The following is a 19,717-nucleotide window of genomic DNA, read 5'->3' as shown; positions in this document are numbered from 1 at the left end:
TGGCGCACGCTGGCAGGCAGATCCGCCAACTGGCCGCAGACGCGCGTACCACGCGGGTCTGCCCGGATTGAACACTGTTCATTATTACAATTAGTTATAGATTTGACATTCTATAGTGTTGACGGTCTATAAATCCCTGCTAGAATTCGCCCACATTGGTTGCAGGGCTTGCAATTTTTAACCACCGTCCCGGTCCTTCAGACGCAACGCGTCGCCGTTAAGCCGATTCCCTGCGCGGCTTTTCCACGGTTTTAGATTGGCTGTCCTCGCCGGCGCCTTTGCGCCGGCTGTTCGCGTGAGAACCCCCACGCGCCGCTCCCGGCGTGTCTGCTGTTCCTGAGGGGTTCCACCCACGGCGTACTTTGCCGTTTTCCCGACGCCGCTGCCGCACCAGCCAGGGCGCGCGGCGTCTTGATCCTGCGATTGGCCCTTGGCCTCGCGCCGAGTTTCGCTCGCCGGATCATGCACCATGGGGAGATCTGTTAGATGAATACCTGGTTATCGTGGTGGCGCGCCGATGAGCGTCTCGCTCTTGGCTTGCGTGCGCTGCTGCGCCGTGGCACGCGTCTGAGCCATCACCTGTTTAGCATCGTCGGCGGTTGCGCCGTCGTGCTCGCGCTTGCCGTGTGGCTCCTGCCCACCTGGCGCGGCACGCTCGCCGCGCGCATGATGCCCTTCGTTTCCGCTGCCGTGCAGGCGGGTCCCGCCCGTCTGCTGCAAGGCAATCCGCTGCCGTCGCTGATGCCCTCGGGCGCAGCGTCCAGCGACGACAACAACCCTGCCGATGGCGCGACCCTGCCCACGGCGCTTGTCCCCGACGCCGGCCTGCCCGGCGCGGGCATCACCCCGGCCGGCTCGAACGGCGCGGTGGCCCACGTGGCCAGCAGCGTCTCGAACGGCGGCATGGCCACGCTCGACGCGGTCACGCTCAACGGTCTCGACCCGCGTTCGCTGCCGAGCGTCGGTACGCTGGCGCGCATGATCCCGGCGCAGCGCATCACGCCGGACGCCCGCGACGACCGCGTGCTCGTTTCGGCGCGCGAACAGGCGCTGGTCGCTACCTACATCTCGCGTCGCTACCGCGTCGCGCAGGAACCGGTGGGCGAACTCGTGAAGGCCGCTTTCGACACGGGCCGCGAAGTGGGTCTCGATCCGCTGCTGCTGCTCGCCGTGATGGCGATCGAATCGGGCTTCAATCCGTACGCCGAAAGCGGTGTGGGCGCGCAGGGCCTCATGCAGGTCATGTCGAAGGTGCACTCGGACAAGTTCCAGTACTTCGGCGGCCAGAGCGCGGCGCTCGATCCGCTCGCCAACATCAAGGTCGGCGCGCTGGTCCTGAAGGACTGCATCGCACGCGGCGGTTCGCTGCCCGGCGGTCTGCGCCTGTATGTCGGCTCGACTTCGCCGGACGACGGCGGTTACGGCGCCAAGGTGATGGCTGAGCGTGGGCGTCTGCGTGACGTTGCCCGCGGCCGCGATGTGCCGATCAACGCGCCGCAGGCACCCACTACTACGACGGCCAGCACCGGCGGTACGCAGAAAGTGGCCAGCGTGACGGCCCCGAACGGCGAAAAGCGCGTACGCATGACGCTCGACGGTGCGCATCCGCTGATGGAAAAGACCTCGGCTTCGTCGTCGCCCTCGCAGGACGACGCGAGCACCGGCGGTGCGGCTGCGAAGCACGGCTCGGAGCTTGGCGCTTGAGGTCTGACTCAGGCCCCAGCCACAGTAGTGACCGTACGTAAGAAAAAAGGCACCCTCGGGTGCCTTTTTTCATTTCCGCCTCTGTTCTATATGACGATTGGGCGGTCTAGCGCTCGAACAGTACGCGCAATCGCGCGACCGCTTCTTCCAGCCGCTCGTACGCGGTGGCGTAAGACAGCCGCACATACTGACGCGGCGCCGCGACGCCGAAATCCATGCCAGGCACCATCACCGCACCCGCTTCGAGCAGCATTGCGCGGGTGAGCGCGTCGCTGTCGCCGGCGGCGGGGTGATTGACGTTCGTGCAGTCCGCATAGACGTAGAACGCGCCGTCCGGCATCACGGGCACCGTGAAGCCAAGCGATTCGAGCGCAGGCGCGATGAAGTCGCGACGGCGCTTGAACTCCAGCCGGCGCGCTTCGTAGATCTTGAGCGTATCCGGCTCGAAGCAGGCGAGCGCCGCGTGCTGCGCGAGCGCCGACGCGCAGATGAACAGATTCTGCGTGAGCTTCTCGAACGCGCCGACCAGCGACGGCGGCACCACGAGCCAGCCCAGACGCCAGCCGGTCATGTTGAAGTACTTCGAGAAACTGTTGACCGTCACCACGTCGTCGCCGAAGGAGAGGGCGCTCACGGGCGGTTCGCCGTACGACAACCCTTGATAGATCTCGTCGACGATTGTGAAACCGCCGCGCGCACGCACGCTTTGCACGATGCGCTTGAGTTCGGCGGGTTCGATCGAGGTGCCGGTGGGATTCGATGGCGAAGCCAGCAGCACGCCACGCGTGCGCGGCGTCCACAGACGCTCGACATCGGCGGCGGTCAGCTGGAAACGCGCTTCGGGGCCGCTTGGCACGAGCACCGGCTTGCCTTCCGCGGCGGCCACGAAGTGCCGGTTGCACGGATAGGACGGGTCGGGCATGAGCACTTCGTCGTCGCGATCGACAAGCGCCGTGCACGCCAGCAGCAACGCCGCCGACGCACCCGCCGTCACCACGATGCGCGCCGGATCGATCGTCAGACCATACGCGTGCTGATAATGCCCAGCGATCGCTTCGCGCAGCGCGTGAATGCCGAGCGAATTGGTGTACTGCGTGACACCCTTGCGCAGTGCCGCCGCTGCGGCTTCGACCACAGGCTCGGGCGCCGTGAAATCCGGCTCGCCGATACCCATGTGGATGATGTCGCGCCCGGCGCGTTCGAGCTTCGCGGCTTCCTTCGCCAGTTCCATGACATAGAACGGCTGGATCGCGTCGACGCGGGCGGCCAGCCGCAGGAGCGGTTCGGCAACGGAGTTCATGCGGGTGATTCCAGTGCTGGCGGCCGTGACGCGCGCCGGGCGGGGCGGACCTGAAAGTCCGGCTCCGCGCCAGCTGCGCCATGACGCGCGATGAAAACTACAACGACTTACGACTTGCGGGCGTTCTGGGCTTCGGTGGCGCGCAGTTGCGCCGCGAGCTTGTCGAGCACGCCGTTCACGTACTTGTAGCCATCCGAGCCGCCGAAGGTCTTCGTGAGTTCGACGGCTTCGTTGATGACGACGCGATACGGAATGTCGACGTGGTGCTTGAACTCGTAGGTCGCGACCAGCAGCACGGCGCGTTCGACGGGCGAAAGCTGCTCGATCGGACGGTCCAGGCACGGCGCGATGGCGCCGGACAGTTCGTCCGCTTCACGGATCACGCCGTGCAGCAGCGTGTCCAGGTGCTCGTGGTCGGCTTTGTCGTAGCCCTGCGAACCGCGCAGTTGCGCATCAATCTCGCCGGCGGGCACACCCGACAGCAGCCACTGATACAGACCCTGCGTGGCCAGTTCGCGGGAGCGGCGGCGCGCGCTCTTCATTGCTGTTCCTCTTCGTCTTCTTCGTCCTCGTCGTCGTCGCCGCCGTCGAGTTGTTCCAGCGCAACCGTCAGGTTCGCCATTTCGACTGCGACGCGTGCGGCGTCACGACCCTTTTCGGTCATGCGCGCGACGGCCTGCTCGTCGTTTTCGGTGGTCAGGACCGCGTTCGCAACCGGCACGCCGAAGTCGAGCGCGATGCGCGTGATGCCCGCGCCGCTTTCGTTCGAGACCAGTTCGAAGTGGTAGGTTTCGCCGCGCACGACCGCGCCAAGCGCGATCAGGGCGTCGAACTGGCCGCTTTCGGCGAGCTTTTGCAGCGCCAGCGGGATTTCGAGCGCGCCCGGCACGGTGACGAGCAGCACGTCTTCGCCCGTCACGCCGAGGCGTTCGAGTTCTTCGATGCAGGCGTCGGCCAGGCCGTTGCAGACGGGTTCGTTAAAGCGCGACTGGACGATGCCGATGCGCAGTCCGTCGCCGTCGAGGTTCGGTTGGTATTGTCCGATTTCCATGTGGTATCCGTAAGTTCGGTTGAGCGTGGTGACGCGTGAAAATGGGCGTGCGGTGCGGCGTAGTGTATGTCAGCTAGACAGCGATGCCGGCTTTACTGCGCCGCGCGCTCGGCCGTTTCCGGCGGGCAGGGTGCTTCGGTCTGGCTGCCCGGCATCGGCACGAAGCCGGTGACTTCGAGGCCGTAGCCCGACATGCTGCCAAGCCGGCGCGGCTTGGAGAGCACCTGCATGCGGCCCACGCCGAGTTCGCGAAGGATCTGCGCGCCGACGCCGTAGGTCTTGAAATCCACGGGCCGGCGTGCGAGCGCCTCCGCGCGCTCTTTCTGGTCGAACGCCTTGAAGACGTCGACCAGATGTTCCTTGCTCTCGCCGCAATTGAGCATGACGATCACGCCGAGATCGCGTTCGGCGATCTCGCGCATGGCGGCGTCGAGCGTCCACGAATGCGTGGACGAGCCCGTTTCCAGCAGATCCAGCAGCGAGATCGGTTCGTGCACGCGCACGGGCGTATCGACTTCCGGCGAGGGCGTGCCGCGCACCAGCGCGATATGCGGCGTGCCCGTCGGGCGATCGACATACATGATCGCGCGGAAGGCACCGTGCGCCGTTTGCATGGTGCGTTCACCCACGCGTTCGACGATCGATTCCGTGCGGCTGCGATAGTGAATCAGGTCGGCGATGGTGCCGATCTTGATGTCGTGCTCCTTCGCGAACTCCATGAGGTCGGGCAGGCGCGCCATCGTGCCGTCGTCCTTGATGATCTCGCAGATCACCGAGGCGGGCGTGAGGCCCGCGAGCGCCGTGAAGTCGCAGCCCGCTTCCGTGTGGCCCGCGCGCACCAGCACGCCGCCCGGTTGCGCCATGATCGGGAACACGTGGCCCGGTTGCACGATATGTTCGGCGCGGGCGTTGGGCGCCACCGCCGTCTGGATCGTGCGCGCGCGGTCGGCGGCGGAAATGCCCGTCGTGACGCCTTCGGCTGCCTCGATGCTCACCGTGAACGCGGTGCCGTACTGCGTGCCGTTGCGGGAGGTCATCAGCGGCAGGTTGAGCAGCTTGCAGCGCTCCTGGGTGAGCGTGAGGCAGATCAGCCCCCGACCGTACTTCGCCATGAAGTTGATGGCTTCGGGCGTGACGAATTCAGCCGCGATGACGAGGTCGCCCTCGTTTTCCCGGTCTTCTTCGTCGACAAGGATCACCATCTTGCCGGCTTTCAGTTCGGCGATGATCTCAAGAGTGGAGGCGAGCGTCATGATGGGATTCTGGCTGGAAAGCGCACATTTTACGCCACGCGGGCGGGCGCGTCGCCCAGAACGGGGGCGATGCGGCGGGTTTTGAGCGCGGCGGGGGCGTTCGGCGCGCTGCGTTCACGTACTGGCGGTACGGCCAGGCTTAGCGCCGCAAGCCTGCGCATTGGCCGGATGGCCAGGGCTGGCGTGCCTGTGGCGTCAGCGCGACAAATGAAAGGTTTCGCGGGCGCGATGTTTCGCGGTCATCGCGCCCTCAAACACGCTACGCGCTCACCGCAACACCACATCGTCGGCGAGGCCTTTGGTCAGCTCCAGCGCCTGGCGCTCGAACAACCGCCGATACAACCCGTTTTCGCGCCGCACGAGTTCATCGTGCGTGCCTTCCTCGGCCACGCGTCCGCGTTCCAGCACCAGCAGCCGGTCGAGCGCGCGCACGGTCGAAAGGCGGTGCGCCACCACCACGGTCGTGCGGCCTTCCATCAGCCGCTCCATCGCCTGCTGGATCAGCACTTCGCTTTCGCTGTCGAGGCTGGAGGTGGCTTCGTCGAAGATCAGGATCGGTGCGTTCGCCAGGAACGCTCGCGCAATCGCCACGCGCTGGCGCTCGCCGCCCGACAGCTTCACGCCGCGCTCGCCCACCAGCGTGTCGTAGCCGCGCGGCAGCGCCATGATGAAATCGTGCGCGCTCGCCAGCTTCGCGGCGTGCACGATTTCGGCGTGCGTGGCGCCCGGTCGCGCATAAGCGATGTTCTCCGCGAGCGTGCGGTGAAACAGCACCGGCTCCTGCTGGACGATGGCGATCTGCGAGCGCAGCGAGGCCTGCTGCACCCGCGCGATATCCTGCCCATCGATCGTGATGCGGCCTTCCGACGCGTCGTACAGGCGCTGGATCAGCTTGATGAGCGTCGTCTTGCCCGAGCCCGAATGGCCCACCAGCCCCACGCGTTCGCCCGGGGCGATGCGCAGATTCAGATCCGTATACAGCGGCCGCTCCAGCGCGCCGTAGCGGAACGTCATGTTCTCGAAGCGGATGTCGCCGCGATCGATCACGATGGGCGGCGCGCCCGGCATGTCCTCGATGCCGAGGGGCTGGTCGTCGAGCATCACCAGCTCTTCCATGTCGTTGACCGAGCGCTGCAGATTGCGCACGTGCATGCCGACATCGCGCAGATAGCCCTTGAGCAGGAAAAACAGCGTGAGCGCGAAGGTGATGTCGCCCACGCTCGCCAGACCGCGCGCCCACAGCATCAGCGCCGCGCCGAGAATCGCTGCCTGCATCGCCACTAGCAGCGCGCCCTGCACGCCGCCGTTGAAGGTGCCGCGCCGCCATGTGCGCCGCGTGCGGCTATCCCACTTGTCGATCACGCGCGCGAGCCTCGCCTCTTCGCGCGCCTCGGCGCCGAAGGCCTTCACGACCGGATTGCACGACACCGCATCCGCGAGCGCGCCGCCCATCTTCGTGTCCCACTGGTTCGCCAGACGCGCGGACGGCGCGACATAGAACAGCGAAAGCGACACCGTGATGGCGAGATAGATCACCGAGCCGACGCCTACGACGAGCCCCATCACATGCCACTGCACCGCGAGCAGCACGGTCGAGCCCACCAGCATCACGAGCGACGGAAACAGTGCGACCAGCAGCGTGTCGTTGAGCAGGTCGAGCGCCCACATGCCGCGTGTGATCTTGCGCACGGTGGAGCCCGCGAAGCTGTTCGCATGCCAGTCGGTGGAGAAGCGCTGCACGCGATGGAACGCGTGCGTGGCGACTTCGCTCATCATGCGCAGCGTGAGCATGATGATGTTCTGGAATGCGGCCTGGCGCATCAGCGTGCCGGCGAGGCCGAGCGCGGTGAGCGCCACGAACGCGACCACGGCCGCATGCCAGGCGGCGGCGTTGCCGTTCGCATCGTGCGCGAGCGAGTCGACGAGCTTGCCGGCGTAGTGCGGCGTGAACACATCGGCGAGCGCGCCGAGCAGGGCAGTCAGCGCCACCGCGCTCACGCGGACGGGCTGGCTCGACCAGTGCCGGAAGGTAAAGCCGAGCACCTTGCGGAAGGTGTGGCCGCCGGAAACGGATTGTTTGTCTTGATCTGTCATGGACAGCATGCCCCGGCCAAAAGGCCCGGAGACTTCCCTGAAAGAGAGGAAAAAGCGGATAGCGACGGCAGCGCATTCCGGTACGAAGAACCGGACGCAAAACCCAAAAAAATCGCTGGAAAGTGACGCAGCCGGAAGAAACCCGCTGCGCCGCGACACCCTACGGTTGCGGTCGACCCGCTCGACGGAGGATGCCGGCGCTCTGTGCTACTGAAGCAACATGAGCGCCACGAGACATCACCCAAACCGGCGACACGACAGCAGCTATCTCGATCGTTGCCATCTTTGCCTCCTTGCGAAGTTCGGGTGATTAAGAGTGCGGCATGCTGGCGCATACCGCGAGAGGAATAGTCCGAATCTTAGCAGCGCTATCGATCTTGCGCTTGCTGGCTGCGCGCCGCGTGAGATACGGCGCGCATTGCTGCTGACGCTTGATTCAACTAACAGCCGATCAATCCTGCGCCGCGCCGGTCTTCGCGCCCGCCGACAGCATCCGCTCCACATAGCGCGCAATCAGATCGATCTCCAGATTGACCTTGGTGCCGGCCGCGAGATGCTTGAGCGTCGTCACTTCGACGGTATGGGGGATCAGGTTGATCGAGAACTCGCAGCCATCGGCGCGATCGTCCACCGAATTCACCGTCAGGCTCACGCCGTTGACCGTGACCGAGCCCTTGTAGGCCAGATAGCGGCCGATTTCCACGGGCGCGAGAATGCGCAGTTCATGCGATTCGCCCACCGGCGCGAAACGCGTCACGATGCCCAGACCGTCCACGTGACCCGAGACGATGTGGCCGCCCAGGCGGTCATGCGCGCGCAGCGCCTTTTCCAGATTCACTTCGCCGGTATCCGCGAGACCCACGGTGCGGTTCAGGCTTTCGCGCGAAACGTCGACGTCGAAGGTCGTCGCGGTCTTGGCGATGGCGGTCATGCACGCGCCCTGGATGGCGATGCTGTCGCCCATCTGCACGTCGTCGAGGTCGAGGCCGCCCGCGTTGACGGTGAGGCGCACGCCCGCGTCGGCGTCGGTGCCCAGCGGCTTGATCGATTCAATGCGGCCCACGGCCGCGACGATTCCGGTAAACATCTGGCTGTCCTTGATAGATTCGTTCAGTACGTTCGTGAGATTCATTGTGCGTCCTCAAGCGTGCCCGCCTTGCCGTGCTCATCGTCCGCGCCGGCTTGCGGCAGGAGACGCGCAAGAATGCGCAGGTCGTCGCCGACGCGCTCGACCGAGTGGAAGTTCAGGCGCGTGCGTGCGTCGAGCGTGTCCGGCGCGACCAGATCGGCCATGCCGAGCGACTGCGTGCCGAGCAGCGAAGGCGCGAGATAGACCAGCAGTTCGTCCACGCAGCCTTCGCGCAGCAGCGAGCCGTTGAGCTTGTAACCCGCTTCCACGTGCAATTCGTTGACGCCGCGCGCCGCGAGTTCGCTGAGCATCGCGGGGAGATCGACCTTGCCATGCTCGTTGCCGAGCGCGACGATTTCCGCGCCGCGCGCGCGCAGCGCATCGGCGCGTTCTTCGTTGCTCGCATCGAGCGCGGAGCAGAATACCAGCGTGGGCGCGCCCACGAAAATCTGCGCGAGCGGCGAGGCGTCCAGGCGGCTGTCGATCAGCACGCGTCTGGGCTGGCGCGGCGTGTCGATGGCGCGCACGGTCATGCGCGGATCGTCTTCCTTCACCGTGCCGATGCCCGTGAGAATCGCCGAGGCGCGCGCGCGCCAGGCGTGGCCATCGGCGCGTGCGGCTTCGCCGGTGATCCACTGGCTTTCGCCGGAGGGCAGGCCGGTGCGGCCGTCGAGCGTCGCCGCCACTTTCATGCGCACCCAAGGGCGCTTGCGCGTCATGCGCGAGACGAAGCCGATGTTAAGTTCGCGCGCCTCGTTGGCCAGCAGGCCGCAGCGCACGTCGATGCCCGCATCGCGCAGGATCGACAGGCCGCGCCCGGAAACGAGCGGGTTCGGGTCTTCCATCGCGGCGATCACGCGCGCGACCTTGGCTTCGATCAGCGCGTTCGCGCACGGCGGCGTGCGGCCGAAGTGGCTGCACGGCTCCAGCGTCACGTAGGCGGTCGCGCCGCGCAGGTCGTGGCCACGCGCGCGGGCGTCCTTCATCGCCTGGATTTCGGCGTGATCGAAACCGGCGGGCTGCGTGAAACCTTCGCCGATCACCTGGCCGTCCTTGACCAGCACGCAGCCGACGCGCGGGTTGGGATCGGTCGTGTAAAGGCCGCGCGTCGCCAGGGCGAGCGCGCGCTCCATATGGACGAAATCGGATTGCGAGAACATCGTCGAGCTTTTCTCCGCGACGGCGGTCGGTGGAACCGGCGAGGCTGATGTGCCTGGGCCTCGCCTGCGGCTTGTTCTAATGCGCCTGGCGCTTACTTCTGCGCGAAAGCGCGGCGCGCGGCGTCGATGGTCTCGTCGAGGAGCGCGTCGTCGTGCACGCTCGACACGAAGCCCGCTTCGTACGCCGACGGCGCGAAGTACACGCCCGCGTCCAGCATCTGATGGAAGAAGTGGTTGAAGCGCGCGACATCGCTCTTCGTGACTTCGGCGAAGCTGCCCGGTACTTTTTCCGCGAAATAGAGGCCGAACATCGCGCCCACCGAATCGGCGACGAACGGCACGCCCGCTTCGCGCGCGGCCTGCGTGAGGCCTTGCGTGAGACGCGCGGTTTTGGCGGCGAGGTTCTCGTAGAAGCCCGGCGCCTGGATCAGTTGCAGCGTCTTCAGACCCGCCGCGACGGCGATCGGGTTGCCCGAGAGCGTGCCCGCCTGGTAGACCGTGCCGTTGGGCGCGAGGTGATCCATGATTTCACGTCGACCGCCGAACGCCGCTGCCGGCATCCCGCCGCCGATCACCTTGCCCAGACAGACGAGGTCGGCTTCGACGTTGTAGAGCGCCTGTGCGCCGCGCAGACCGACGCGGAAGCCGCACATCACTTCGTCGAAAATCAGCACGCTGCCGTGCTTGCGCGTGAGCGCGCGCAGCGTGTGGATGAACTCCGGCGTGGCCTTCACGAGGTTCATGTTGCCCGCAACCGGCTCGATGATGACGGCAGCGATTTCATCGCCGAACGCCTTGAATGCTTCTTCCAGCGCCGCGACGTTGTTGTATTCGAGCACCGTGGTGTGCTTGGCCGTATCGACCGGCACGCCCGCCGAGGTGGGGTTGCCGAACGTCAGCAGGCCCGAGCCGGCCTTCACCAGCAGGCTGTCGGCGTGGCCGTGGTAGCAGCCTTCGAACTTCACGATGCGGTCGCGCCTGGTGTAGCCGCGCGCCAGGCGCAGCGCGCTCATGGTCGCTTCGGTGCCGCTCGACACCATGCGCACCTGTTCCATCGACGGGACGATCTTGCAGATTTCCTCGGCGATCTCGATTTCGGCTTCGGTCGGCGCGCCGAACGAGAAGCCGTTGGCCAGCACCTTCTGCACGGCTTCGAGCACTTCCGGATGCACATGGCCGACGATCATCGGGCCCCAGGAGCCGATGTAGTCGATATAGCGCTTGCCTTCCGCGTCCCACATGAACGGGCCTTGCGCGCGCTCGATGAAGCGCGGCGTGCCGCCCACCGAACGGAACGCGCGCACGGGCGAATTCACGCCGCCCGGGATGGTGCGTTGCGCGCGCTCGAAGAGGGCTTCGTTGGTGGCCTGATTCGTGGTCTGGGTGCTGGAAGTGGAAGACATGAGTGCTGGACCTGCGAGAGTGGTATCGGATGTCGGCGCTGTCTGGAGTGCCGCAAGGGTGCCGCATGATGCGCCCTGCCGAGCTGTGGCAGCGCACGGACCCGCGAAATGGCGGCCCGTGGGCGAGGGGCGTAGTGTCTGAAATTGTACCGGACTCGCGCCGAACGGGCCGGGGGCCGGACTCGACCGCGCGGCAAGCGCCGGTGGGTCAGGCAGCGCTACGCGAGGCTGCGCGCTTGCGTGTCGCGGCGGCCTTGCGCGGCTTTTCGTGTTCCGCTTTCGCGTCGTTCGCCACTTCAGCCTTTTCCGCCTCTTCCGCCTGCGCGAGGCGCGCGTTTTCCGCCGCATGCATCGCCGCGACGGCCAGAGGCGGCATGGGCCGCTTGCCGGTCAACTCGGCCCAGCGCTTTTCCAGCGCGCCCAGCGCGATCGGCTTGATGACGGTGCCCGAACTTTGCGCGTCCCAAGTCTGCACCGACCACGGATGCGCGCGCAGCGCATCGCGCCCGATCACGACTGCGCCGTTCGCATCCACGAGCCAGTCATAAACGAAGTCGACACACAGCCGATAACCGCGCTTATAGGCCGCATCGGGCACTTCATACGGACCGCGCAGGACGTAGCCGGAGCCGAACAGGCCGCGCGGCTCGGCGGCGACGCGATGCAGGAACACGCGGTCGCCCGGCAGGATGCCGCGCGCGAAGCCGCAGCCCCACGTGTCGGTGACGGTTTCGCCTGCCTGCACGCGGCGGGCGAAGTCGGGCAGTTCGGGCCAGGGCCACTTTTTGGGGCTCCAGATCAGCAGGTAGGCGCTCATGATGGGGGGCGTGCCGCGAGGCGAAGGCGAGGCAAAGCGCGCAGCTTAGCGCATACGCGGGTGCAGGGCAGACCCGGCAGACCCGGCAGACCCGGCAGACCCGGCAGACCCGGCGGTCGCGGCGGTCGCGTCGGCGAAAGCCCGTTGTAGCCCTCGGGGTACAATGCACCGGCTACATTGCCGCCTCGCTGCGCCCGGTTTTACCGCCCGCGCAGACCGATCCGGGCGATGACTTCGAGACCGCCGCGCCTGGGTTGATGGCGCGCGGTCCGCTCCCAGCCCGTTCCAGCCGCCGATTGACCCGCTGATCACATGTCCCATTCCCCGCGACGCCGACCCGATGGCCGGCTGATCCTGTTGCTCGGTGCGCTCGCCGCCTGCGGCCCGCTCGCCACCGACATGTACCTGCCGAGCCTGCCCGCCATCGCCCAGTCTTTCGGCGTGACGGCGGGCGCGGCCGCTTCGACGCTCACCAGTTTCATGGCCGGTTTCTCGATCGGCATGCTGCTCTATGGCCCGGTCTCCGACGCCTATGGCCGACGTCCCGTGCTGCTTGGCGGCATCGCGCTCTTCACGCTGGCAAGCATCGCGTGCTGGCTCTCGTATTCGGTCGGCGAGCTGACCTTTGTGCGCTTTCTGCAGGCGCTCGGCGCGGGTGCGGCTTCGGTGCTCGCGCGGGCGATTGCGCGCGACGCGCACGAGCCGTCGGACGCCGCCAAGGTGTTGTCGATGGTCGCCATCGTCACCTCCATCGGGCCGCTGCTCGCGCCGTTGATCGGCGGACAGTTGCTGCTGCTGGGCGGCTGGCGCATCGTGTTCGTCGCGCTCACGCTGTTTGGCCTTGCGTGCGGCGCGGCCGCGTGGCTGCGCGTGCCGGAAACCTGGCCTGCGGAAAAACGCGAAAGCGCCGCCGTGCTGCGCTCGTTCGCCGCGTACGGCCGGCTGCTGCGCGACCCGCTGGTCTGGGGTCACATGCTGTGCGGCGGCATGGCGTTCGCGTCGATGTTCACCTATATCTCGGCCACGCCGTTCGTCTATATCGAGTACTTCCACGTTTCGCCGCAGCACTACGGGCTGTTCTTCGGCATGAACGTGTTTGGCATCATGCTCGGCAATTTCCTGAACACGCGCTTTATCGGGCGGCTCGGGACGCTGAAGATGGTGTCGATGGCCTCGACGGTCAGCATCGTCGCATCGCTATTTGTCGCGCTGATGTGCGTGACGGGGTGGGGCGGCCTGTGGTCGATCGTGTTCGGCCTGTTCTTCGTGGTGAGCGTGGTGGGCTTGCTCGGCGCGAATTGTGCGACCGATCTGATGTATCGCTATCCGAAGAATGCGGGTGCGGCGGCCGCTGTGTTCGGCGCGGCGCAACTCGGGCTGGGCGCGTTCGCGAGCGCGGTGGTGGGCTGGTTTCCGGGCGTGTCGCCGTTTGGCATGGGCTGCACCATCGGCACCTGCGGTGTGCTGACGTGGCTCGGACGCCGCATCGTCGTGAAGTGGCACGGTCATCCCGCGCCGGGCGCGGCGGCTGCGGCGCCGAACGCCTGAAGCGGCATGCGACGCCGCTTCGACCAATGAAAAACGGGACGCTTGAGCGTCCCGTTTTTTTATGCCGGCTCCAAACCGCCTTATTCGCGCGGCGAGGAAGACGCGCCGTGGCTCAGCCAGTCGAGCACGGCGGACGCATCGTCGTCGGCCTGCTCGCGCGCCTGCGCCACCGCGTTGCGCACGTCGTTATCGGGCGAGGCGCGACGGATCGCAACGCCCACCGCGAGGATGTCGATCATCAGCAGATGCAGGATGCGCGAGATCATCGAGAGCTGCGACTCGCGCATTTCGATGTGATCCGTTTCCAGCGCCACGGTCGCGCGCTTGGCGAGCGGCGTGTTGCTGGAGGTGATGGCGATCACCTTCGCGCCGGCCTGCATCGCCACATCGAGCACGCGCAGCAGTTCGGGCGCGCGACCCGACTTCGACACCGCCACGATCACATCGCCCTTGCCGAGCAGCGCCGCCGAAGCGGCCTGCATGTAGAGATCGCCATAAGCGATGGTCGGGATGCCGAAGCGGAAGAACTTGTAGTGCGCGTCCTGCGCGACGATGTGCGAGTTGCCCAGCCCGTAGAACTCGATGCGCCGTGCGCCGTTGAGCAGCGAAATCGCCTGCTCGACCTGATCGAAATTCAGATGCTCGCGCAACTGCAGGATCGCCGACACCGTGTTGTCGAGCACCTTCGCGCCGAAATCGGTGGCCGTGTCGCCCAGATGCACCTGGCTGTGGCTGACCGGAATCGTGCCCGTCAGGCCGGTGGCGAGCTTGAGCTTGAAATCCGACAGACCCTGACAGCCGAGCGACCGGCAGAAGCGGATCACGGTCGGCTGGCTCACGTCGGCCTTGCGCGCGATATCGACGATCGGATCGTTGATGATCGAGCGCGGATGATTGAGCGCGAGATCGGCCACGCGGCGCTCGGCGGGCGTGAGCGCGTCGCGCATCTGGCGGATGCGCTCGAACACCGCCGACGATCCGCCGCCTGCGCGGTTCGACAGCTGCTCCGCGAGAATCGCCGACACCCCCAGAAATGCGGGGTATTCCGCCGTGATCACATAGGTGGGCACGTTGGCGAGATAGACGTCGAAGCGGCCCTTGGCCTCGAAGCGTTGGCGGAACGGCGAGCGCATGAACAGCTCGCCCAGACGCCCCACCACGCCGCCGCCGATATAGATGCCGCCCAGTGCGCCGAGCGTCACCGCGATATTGCCCGCAAAGCTGCCCAGAATGCCGCAGAAGACTTCGACCGTTTCCAGCGCGAGGGCTTCGCCTTCGTGCGCGCGCTTGACGACTTCGGCCGGGTTGATATCCGCGCCCACTTTCTTCTTGTCGCGCGCAGCGAGCGCGCGATAGATCAGCTCGACGCCAGGCCCGGCGCAGACGCGCTCGAACGACACATGCGGCCACTTCTTGCGCGCGTATTGCAGCACGATGTCTTCGCGTTCGTCCTGCGGCGAGAAGCTGGCGTGACCGCCTTCGCTGCCGAGCGCAATCCAGCGGTCGTCGGCGGGAATCAGGCCGGAGACGCCCAGACCCGTGCCCGGCCCAAGCAGGCCGATCACGCTGTTCTGGCGACGCTGGCCGCCGCCCACCTGGACGCGCTGCGCGTCGGTGAGACCCGGCAGCGCCATGGCAAGCGCGGTGAAGTCGTTCACGACCAGCAGCGTGTCGAAACCGAGCGCGCGGCGCGTGGCTTCGATCGAGAAGGTCCAGTCGTGATTGGTCATGCGCACCTGGTCGCCGTCGACCGGATTGGCGATGGCGATCGCCGCATGATTGACGCGGCCGATCTTCGTGTCTTTCAGATACTGCTGGATCACCTCGGCGACGCCCGGATACTGCGCGCACGGATACACACGCACCTGGCCGATGTCGCCCGGCGCGGTTTCCAGCGCGAAGCGCGCGTTGGTGCCGCCGATATCGGCGAGCAGTCTCGGTCCGTCGGCGTGCTGGCCCGCGCCAGAGGCGGATTTGTTAGGCGCACCAGTAGACATCGAGTCTCACTCCCTTGTCGTTCGCCAGCTTCGAGATGGCGTTGTTTTGTTCTGTCGCGGCGGCCTGTTGCAGCACGTCGAGCTTGCGCTGTCCCGCGATCAGCAGGAACAGACGGTCGACCTGGCGCAGGGCCTGCATCGACCACGACACGCGCGCATGGGGCGCGGCCTGCGGATGCACGGCCACGAACGGGCGCGCGGTGGTGATGGCCTCATGCCACTCGGGGGCGTCGGCGAAGATCGAGGCGGTGTGGCCGTCCTCGCCCATGCCCAGCACGGCGACATTCGGCACAAGGCGCTGCGGATCGGCATTGAGCGCGGCCACATGGGCGTCGAGATCCTGCGTCACGTCCACCAGCGGCAGAAAGCGCGCGTGAGCGGCTTCGTGCTTGAGCAGCGTTTCGCGCACGAGGCGCGCGTTGCTGGCGCTATCGGCTTCCGGCACCCAGCGGTCGTCCACCAGCGTGACGTCGGTGTGGGCCCAGTCGAAACGATGCGTCGACAGGTTCTCGAGAAACGGACGCGGGCTCGTGCCGCCGGAGACGGCGAGCGTCGCACGGCGCGCACCGGTGCCGGGCGCGGCTGCAAGAGCGGTGAGCGACGCATGTAGCGCGTCGCCCACGGCTCGCGCCAGCGCGTCGGATTGGACGCGCGGGTCGTCGAATACGTGAAGCTCGATCACTTCTCCTCCAGGCTGCTTTTTTGTAGGTCTTCGGGGTCGTTCATCTGTCCGTTACGGCGTGCGCGCACTGATGCGCCCGCATCAATTCTCTTCTTCGAGCCAGCAGGTGCCGTGCTGCGCCAGCATCGCGCTCGCCGCCGCCGGTCCCCACGTGCCCGCCGCATACGGCTTGGGCGGGCGGGTGGAGGTGGTCCAGTCGTTGAGGATCGGCTCGACCCATTTCCACGCGGCTTCCTGTTCGTCGCGGCGCACGAAGAGGGCCAGGCGACCGTTGATGACGTCGAGCAGGAGACGTTGATACGCCTCCATCTGCCCTTCGCGGAAGAACTGGTCGAACGCGAGATCCAGATGCACGCTCGCGAGGTTCATGCCTTCGCCGGGCTGCTTGGCGAGGCAGTAGAGACGAATCGTTTCATTCGGCTGCAGGCGGATCACGAGTCGGTTCGAACCGGGACGCAGCGCCGTGGGACCGAGCGCCGAATGCGGCACCGGACGGAAATTGACCACGATTTCCGCGACGCGATCGGCCAGACGCTTGCCGGTGCGCAGGAAGAACGGCACGCCGGCCCAGCGCCAGTTTTCGATCTCGACTTTCAGCGCAACGAAGGTGTCGGTGCGGCTGTCGGGCTTCACGCCTTTTTCGGTGGCGTACGCGGGCACCGGCGTGCCGCGGATCACGCCCGCGTGATACTGGCCGCGCACGGCGACCTTGCTGATTTCGTTGGGATCGATGGGCTTGAGCGCGCGCAGCACGCGCAGCTTTTCGTCGCGCACCGAGTCCGAATCCATCGAGTGCGGCGGCTCCATCGCCACGATCGAAAGCAGCTGCAGCAAGTGGTTCTGCACCATGTCGCGCAGCGCGCCGGTGTTGTCGTAGAAGTCGCCGCGCGCTTCCACGCCGAGCTCTTCCGCAATCGTGATCTGGATGCTTTCGACCCATTCGCGGCGCCACAGCGGCTCGAACAGCGCATTGCCGAAGCGCAGCGCCAGCAGGTTCTGCACCGGCTCTTTGCCGAGATAGTGGTCAATGCGATAGATCTGCTCTTCGGCAAAAATTTCGCCGACTGCATCGTTGATCGCATTCGACGACTTCAGGTCGTAGCCGAGCGGCTTTTCCAGCACGATGCGCGAGTTCTCGTTCAGGCCGACCGCGGCGAGCGCGCGGCAGATCGGCACGAACAGGGACGGGCCAGTCGCCAGATAGAACACGCGGATGCCCGGCAGCCCGGCGATGCCGTCGCGCAGCATGCCGAAGTCTTCGGCGCGCGACAGGTCGAGCTTCACATAGACGATGCGTTCGAGGAAGCTGGCCCAGGCGGCTTCGTCCAGACCGCCCTTCGAGACGTGCGGCTTGACGTGCTCCTCGACCCACTGGAGATAGTGATCGCGGTCGTTTTCATGGCGCGCCACGCCCACGATCTTGCCGGATTCGGCCAGCATGCCCGAGCGGTGCGCCTCGAACAGTGCCGGAAGAATCTTGCGCATCGCCAGGTCGCCGGTGGCGCCGAACAGCACGAACGTGAATCCTGAATCGGTAGGGAATTGCATAGTCTCCGTCACAGTCCAGATGGGTCGAACCCAGGCCAAAAGCAGACTCGAACCGGGCCGCTCGGGCCGCGCCAGCAGGGCGCGGGCAGCGGTCCGTCAAGCGGCCGTAGTCCGATAAAATTTTTTTTGACACTGAATTGTAGTTTAACTACAATCCAAATCAAGAGGTAACGTTGATTCGATGAAAAAAGCGTGGGGAAGCGCGGCCCGGCGAGGGTTTGCGGCGGTCTTCAGGCGTATTTCGCGAGTCGGACGGAACGTCTCCCATGTTAAAGGACAATGAATCTGTCCATCGGCGAGCCCGGCGAATGATCGAGGTTAGCCACATATGGAAGGCGTGAGCCGCACGCGCATGAACGATGCAGGCGGCGCCTCGACTGGCCGCGCATCTACAGGCAGCGAATAAGCCTGGCGGGCGTGGGCCGGACAAAATCAAAAGAGGAGACAGTCTTTGCATCCCGAACCACTCATCTCTTGAGCGTCCAGCGGCCGGAAACCGGCCCGCGGCCCGCGCGCATCCCAAGACAACACGCGCGCGCGGTACTCCGGCGCCACTTTCGTCCGTCCAGTGTTTTGCCTGTTTGAACTACACCGCACCCTGGCGAAATCAGGGGCCAACCGACTTTTTTGTTCAGGTGTCTGGAGGAGATAAGCAATGAAATTCCGAGCGATCATGGGCGCACTGTGCGCAGCAGGTCTGATGGGCGGCGTCGCCACGGCGCAAGCTGCCGAGTCGATCGAAGTGCTGCACTGGTGGACGTCGGGCGGCGAATCGAAGGCCGTCGGCGTGCTCAAGGACGACATGCAGAAGCAGGGCTACACCTGGAAGGACTTCGCCGTTGCCGGTGGCGCGGGCGCGGCAGCAATGACCGCACTGAAGACCCAGGTGATCTCGGGCAATGCGCCTTCGGCGGCCCAGATCAAGGGTCCGCTGATCCAGGAATGGGCGGAGCAGGGCGTGCTGGTGCCGATCGACTCGGTCGCCGGCGACTGGAAGGCGAATCTGCCGCCGCAGATCGACAAGATCATCCACGCAGACGGTCACTACGTTGCCGCGCCGTTCTCGGTGCACCGCGTGAACTGGCTGTGGATCAACAAGGCAGCGCTCGACAAGGTTGGCGCAAAGGCCCCGACCACGTGGCCGGAATTCTTCGCCCTGGCTGACAAGCTCAAGGCCGCAGGCATCCAGCCGGTGGCAGCCGGCGGCCAGCCGTGGCAGGACCTGACGCTGTGGGAAGACGTGGTTCTGTCGCAAGGCGCGGACTTCTACAAGAAGGCCATCGTCGATCTGGACCAGAAGACGCTGACGTCGGCGCAGATGGTCGGCGTGTTCGACACGGTCCGCAAGATCGAGTCGTACATGGATAACGGTCGCACGGGCCGCGACTGGAACCTGGCCACCGCCATGGTCATCAACGGCAAGGCCGGCATGCAGTTCATGGGCGACTGGGCCAAGGGCGAGTTCAACAACGCGAACAAGAAGCCGGGTGCGGACTACATCTGCGCACCGGTGCCGGGCACGTCGAAGGGCTACACCTTCAACGTCGACTCGTTCGTGTTCTTCCAGCAGAAGGGCCAGAAGACGGCAACGCCGGGCCAACTGGCGCTGGCCAAGACCATCATGAGCCCGGCCTTCCAGGAACAGTTCAGCCTGTACAAGGGTTCGATCCCGGTGCGTCTGGGCGTCGATATGAGCAAGTTCGACGATTGCGGCAAGCAGTCGTACGCGGATGAGCAGACGGCCATCAAGGCTGGCGGCTACGTTCCGTCGCTGGCTCACGGCATGGCGCAAGCCGATGCCACGGCCGGTGCGATCACCGACGTCGTCACCAAGTTCATGAACTCGACGCAAGATTCGAAGAGCGCAGTCGAAGCGCTCGCGAAGGCAGCGAAGACGAAGTAATCGTGTGATGAGTTGTTGAAGCAAGACGGGATGCGCACGCCGCGTGCGGCGCATCCCGGGCATGACGGTTCAACCCGAACCCCATCATCGTGCGCAAAGTCGCTTTCGATTTTTCGCACCGTAACAGG

Annotated in this window: 15 protein-coding genes; 3 read left to right on the top strand and 12 right to left on the bottom strand. The window is 65.9% G+C overall.

The window, feature by feature from the left end; translation table 11 throughout:
* Positions 1-486 precede the first annotated feature (486 nt).
* The gene (locus F3J17_RS27605; protein WP_167066674.1) at positions 487-1,704 is read left to right on the top strand and encodes a transglycosylase SLT domain-containing protein; all 1,218 of its coding nucleotides are present in this window, start codon (positions 487-489) and stop codon (positions 1,702-1,704) included.
* A 106-nt stretch (positions 1,705-1,810) separates the two neighbouring features.
* Here the strand turns inward: F3J17_RS27605 and F3J17_RS27600 are convergent, their stop codons facing one another.
* The 9 genes from F3J17_RS27600 to F3J17_RS27560 all read right to left on the bottom strand — a co-directional run bounded on the left by F3J17_RS27600 (position 1,811) and on the right by F3J17_RS27560 (position 11,911).
* Positions 1,811-3,004 carry a pyridoxal phosphate-dependent aminotransferase gene (locus F3J17_RS27600; protein ID WP_167066671.1) on the bottom strand — a complete coding sequence of 398 codons (1,194 nt, stop codon included), beginning with the start codon at positions 3,002-3,004 and terminating at the stop codon, positions 1,811-1,813.
* 107 nt (positions 3,005-3,111) lie between these two features.
* Positions 3,112-3,546, bottom strand: a complete 435-nt coding sequence (nusB, locus tag F3J17_RS27595; protein WP_027817474.1) for a transcription antitermination factor NusB — start codon at positions 3,544-3,546, stop codon at positions 3,112-3,114.
* On the bottom strand, positions 3,543-4,055 hold the full coding sequence (gene ribH, locus F3J17_RS27590) for a 6,7-dimethyl-8-ribityllumazine synthase (protein ID WP_027817473.1): 513 nt from the start codon (positions 4,053-4,055) through the stop codon (positions 3,543-3,545). The genes nusB and ribH overlap by 4 nt, the downstream gene beginning before the upstream one ends.
* Positions 4,056-4,147: 92 nt before the next feature.
* Entirely contained in the window at positions 4,148-5,308 is a 1,161-nt protein-coding gene (ribBA, locus tag F3J17_RS27585; protein ID WP_167066668.1) for a bifunctional 3,4-dihydroxy-2-butanone-4-phosphate synthase/GTP cyclohydrolase II, read from the bottom strand.
* 267 nt (positions 5,309-5,575) lie between these two features.
* Positions 5,576-7,402 carry an ABC transporter ATP-binding protein gene (locus F3J17_RS27580; protein WP_167066665.1) on the bottom strand — a complete coding sequence of 609 codons (1,827 nt, stop codon included), beginning with the start codon at positions 7,400-7,402 and terminating at the stop codon, positions 5,576-5,578.
* A gap of 451 nt (positions 7,403-7,853) precedes the next feature.
* The gene (locus tag F3J17_RS27575; protein WP_167066848.1) at positions 7,854-8,489 is read right to left on the bottom strand and encodes a riboflavin synthase; all 636 of its coding nucleotides are present in this window, start codon (positions 8,487-8,489) and stop codon (positions 7,854-7,856) included.
* Positions 8,490-8,530: 41 nt separating this feature from the next.
* Positions 8,531-9,691 carry a bifunctional diaminohydroxyphosphoribosylaminopyrimidine deaminase/5-amino-6-(5-phosphoribosylamino)uracil reductase RibD gene (gene ribD / locus F3J17_RS27570; RefSeq protein ID WP_167066662.1) on the bottom strand — a complete coding sequence of 387 codons (1,161 nt, stop codon included), beginning with the start codon at positions 9,689-9,691 and terminating at the stop codon, positions 8,531-8,533.
* A 92-nt stretch (positions 9,692-9,783) separates the two neighbouring features.
* Positions 9,784-11,094, bottom strand: coding sequence for a glutamate-1-semialdehyde 2,1-aminomutase (gene hemL, locus F3J17_RS27565; protein WP_167066659.1), 1,311 nt, complete (start codon positions 11,092-11,094; stop codon positions 9,784-9,786).
* A 208-nt stretch (positions 11,095-11,302) separates the two neighbouring features.
* A complete protein-coding gene (locus tag F3J17_RS27560) occupies positions 11,303-11,911 on the bottom strand; it encodes a hypothetical protein (RefSeq protein ID WP_167066656.1) in 609 nt (202 codons plus the stop codon).
* A 312-nt stretch (positions 11,912-12,223) separates the two neighbouring features.
* On the opposite strand from F3J17_RS27560, the gene F3J17_RS27555 reads away from it, so the two are divergent.
* The gene (locus F3J17_RS27555; protein WP_167066653.1) at positions 12,224-13,459 is read left to right on the top strand and encodes a Bcr/CflA family multidrug efflux MFS transporter; all 1,236 of its coding nucleotides are present in this window, start codon (positions 12,224-12,226) and stop codon (positions 13,457-13,459) included.
* 80 nt (positions 13,460-13,539) lie between these two features.
* Here the strand turns inward: F3J17_RS27555 and F3J17_RS27550 are convergent, their stop codons facing one another.
* The 3 genes from F3J17_RS27550 to zwf all read right to left on the bottom strand — a co-directional run bounded on the left by F3J17_RS27550 (position 13,540) and on the right by zwf (position 17,686).
* The gene (locus F3J17_RS27550) at positions 13,540-15,456 is read right to left on the bottom strand and encodes a bifunctional transcriptional regulator/glucokinase (RefSeq protein WP_167066650.1); all 1,917 of its coding nucleotides are present in this window, start codon (positions 15,454-15,456) and stop codon (positions 13,540-13,542) included.
* A complete protein-coding gene (gene pgl / locus F3J17_RS27545) occupies positions 15,437-16,138 on the bottom strand; it encodes a 6-phosphogluconolactonase (RefSeq protein ID WP_167066647.1) in 702 nt (233 codons plus the stop codon). The genes F3J17_RS27550 and pgl overlap by 20 nt, the downstream gene beginning before the upstream one ends.
* Positions 16,139-16,219: 81 nt before the next feature.
* Positions 16,220-17,686, bottom strand: a complete 1,467-nt coding sequence (gene zwf, locus F3J17_RS27540; protein ID WP_167066644.1) for a glucose-6-phosphate dehydrogenase — start codon at positions 17,684-17,686, stop codon at positions 16,220-16,222.
* Positions 17,687-18,341: 655 nt separating this feature from the next.
* Here zwf and F3J17_RS27535 point away from each other — a divergent pair.
* Positions 18,342-19,589 carry an ABC transporter substrate-binding protein gene (locus tag F3J17_RS27535; RefSeq protein ID WP_167066641.1) on the top strand — a complete coding sequence of 416 codons (1,248 nt, stop codon included), beginning with the start codon at positions 18,342-18,344 and terminating at the stop codon, positions 19,587-19,589.
* Positions 19,590-19,717 lie beyond the last annotated feature (128 nt).

The organism is Burkholderia sp. Ax-1719 (genome assembly GCF_011753055.1).
GTDB lineage: Bacteria > Pseudomonadota > Gammaproteobacteria > Burkholderiales > Burkholderiaceae > Paraburkholderia.
This window is presented reverse-complemented; position numbering and strand designations above follow the sequence as displayed.

Excerpts from the sequence above, each read along its gene's own strand:
- F3J17_RS27605 (WP_167066674.1), top strand. The coding sequence starts at position 487 with ATGAATACCTGGTTATCGTGGTGGCGCGCCGATGAGCGTCTCGCTCTT.
- F3J17_RS27600 (WP_167066671.1), bottom strand. The coding sequence starts at position 3,004 with ATGAACTCCGTTGCCGAACCGCTCCTGCGGCTGGCCGCCCGCGTCGAC.
- nusB (WP_027817474.1), bottom strand. The coding sequence starts at position 3,546 with ATGAAGAGCGCGCGCCGCCGCTCCCGCGAACTGGCCACGCAGGGTCTG.
- ribH (WP_027817473.1), bottom strand. The coding sequence starts at position 4,055 with ATGGAAATCGGACAATACCAACCGAACCTCGACGGCGACGGACTGCGC.
- ribBA (WP_167066668.1), bottom strand. The coding sequence starts at position 5,308 with ATGACGCTCGCCTCCACTCTTGAGATCATCGCCGAACTGAAAGCCGGC.
- F3J17_RS27580 (WP_167066665.1), bottom strand. The coding sequence starts at position 7,402 with ATGACAGATCAAGACAAACAATCCGTTTCCGGCGGCCACACCTTCCGC.
- F3J17_RS27575 (WP_167066848.1), bottom strand. The coding sequence starts at position 8,489 with ATGTTTACCGGAATCGTCGCGGCCGTGGGCCGCATTGAATCGATCAAG.
- ribD (WP_167066662.1), bottom strand. The coding sequence starts at position 9,691 with ATGTTCTCGCAATCCGATTTCGTCCATATGGAGCGCGCGCTCGCCCTG.
- hemL (WP_167066659.1), bottom strand. The coding sequence starts at position 11,094 with ATGTCTTCCACTTCCAGCACCCAGACCACGAATCAGGCCACCAACGAA.
- F3J17_RS27560 (WP_167066656.1), bottom strand. The coding sequence starts at position 11,911 with ATGAGCGCCTACCTGCTGATCTGGAGCCCCAAAAAGTGGCCCTGGCCC.
- F3J17_RS27555 (WP_167066653.1), top strand. The coding sequence starts at position 12,224 with ATGTCCCATTCCCCGCGACGCCGACCCGATGGCCGGCTGATCCTGTTG.
- F3J17_RS27550 (WP_167066650.1), bottom strand. The coding sequence starts at position 15,456 with ATGTCTACTGGTGCGCCTAACAAATCCGCCTCTGGCGCGGGCCAGCAC.
- zwf (WP_167066644.1), bottom strand. The coding sequence starts at position 17,686 with ATGCAATTCCCTACCGATTCAGGATTCACGTTCGTGCTGTTCGGCGCC.
- F3J17_RS27535 (WP_167066641.1), top strand. The coding sequence starts at position 18,342 with ATGAAATTCCGAGCGATCATGGGCGCACTGTGCGCAGCAGGTCTGATG.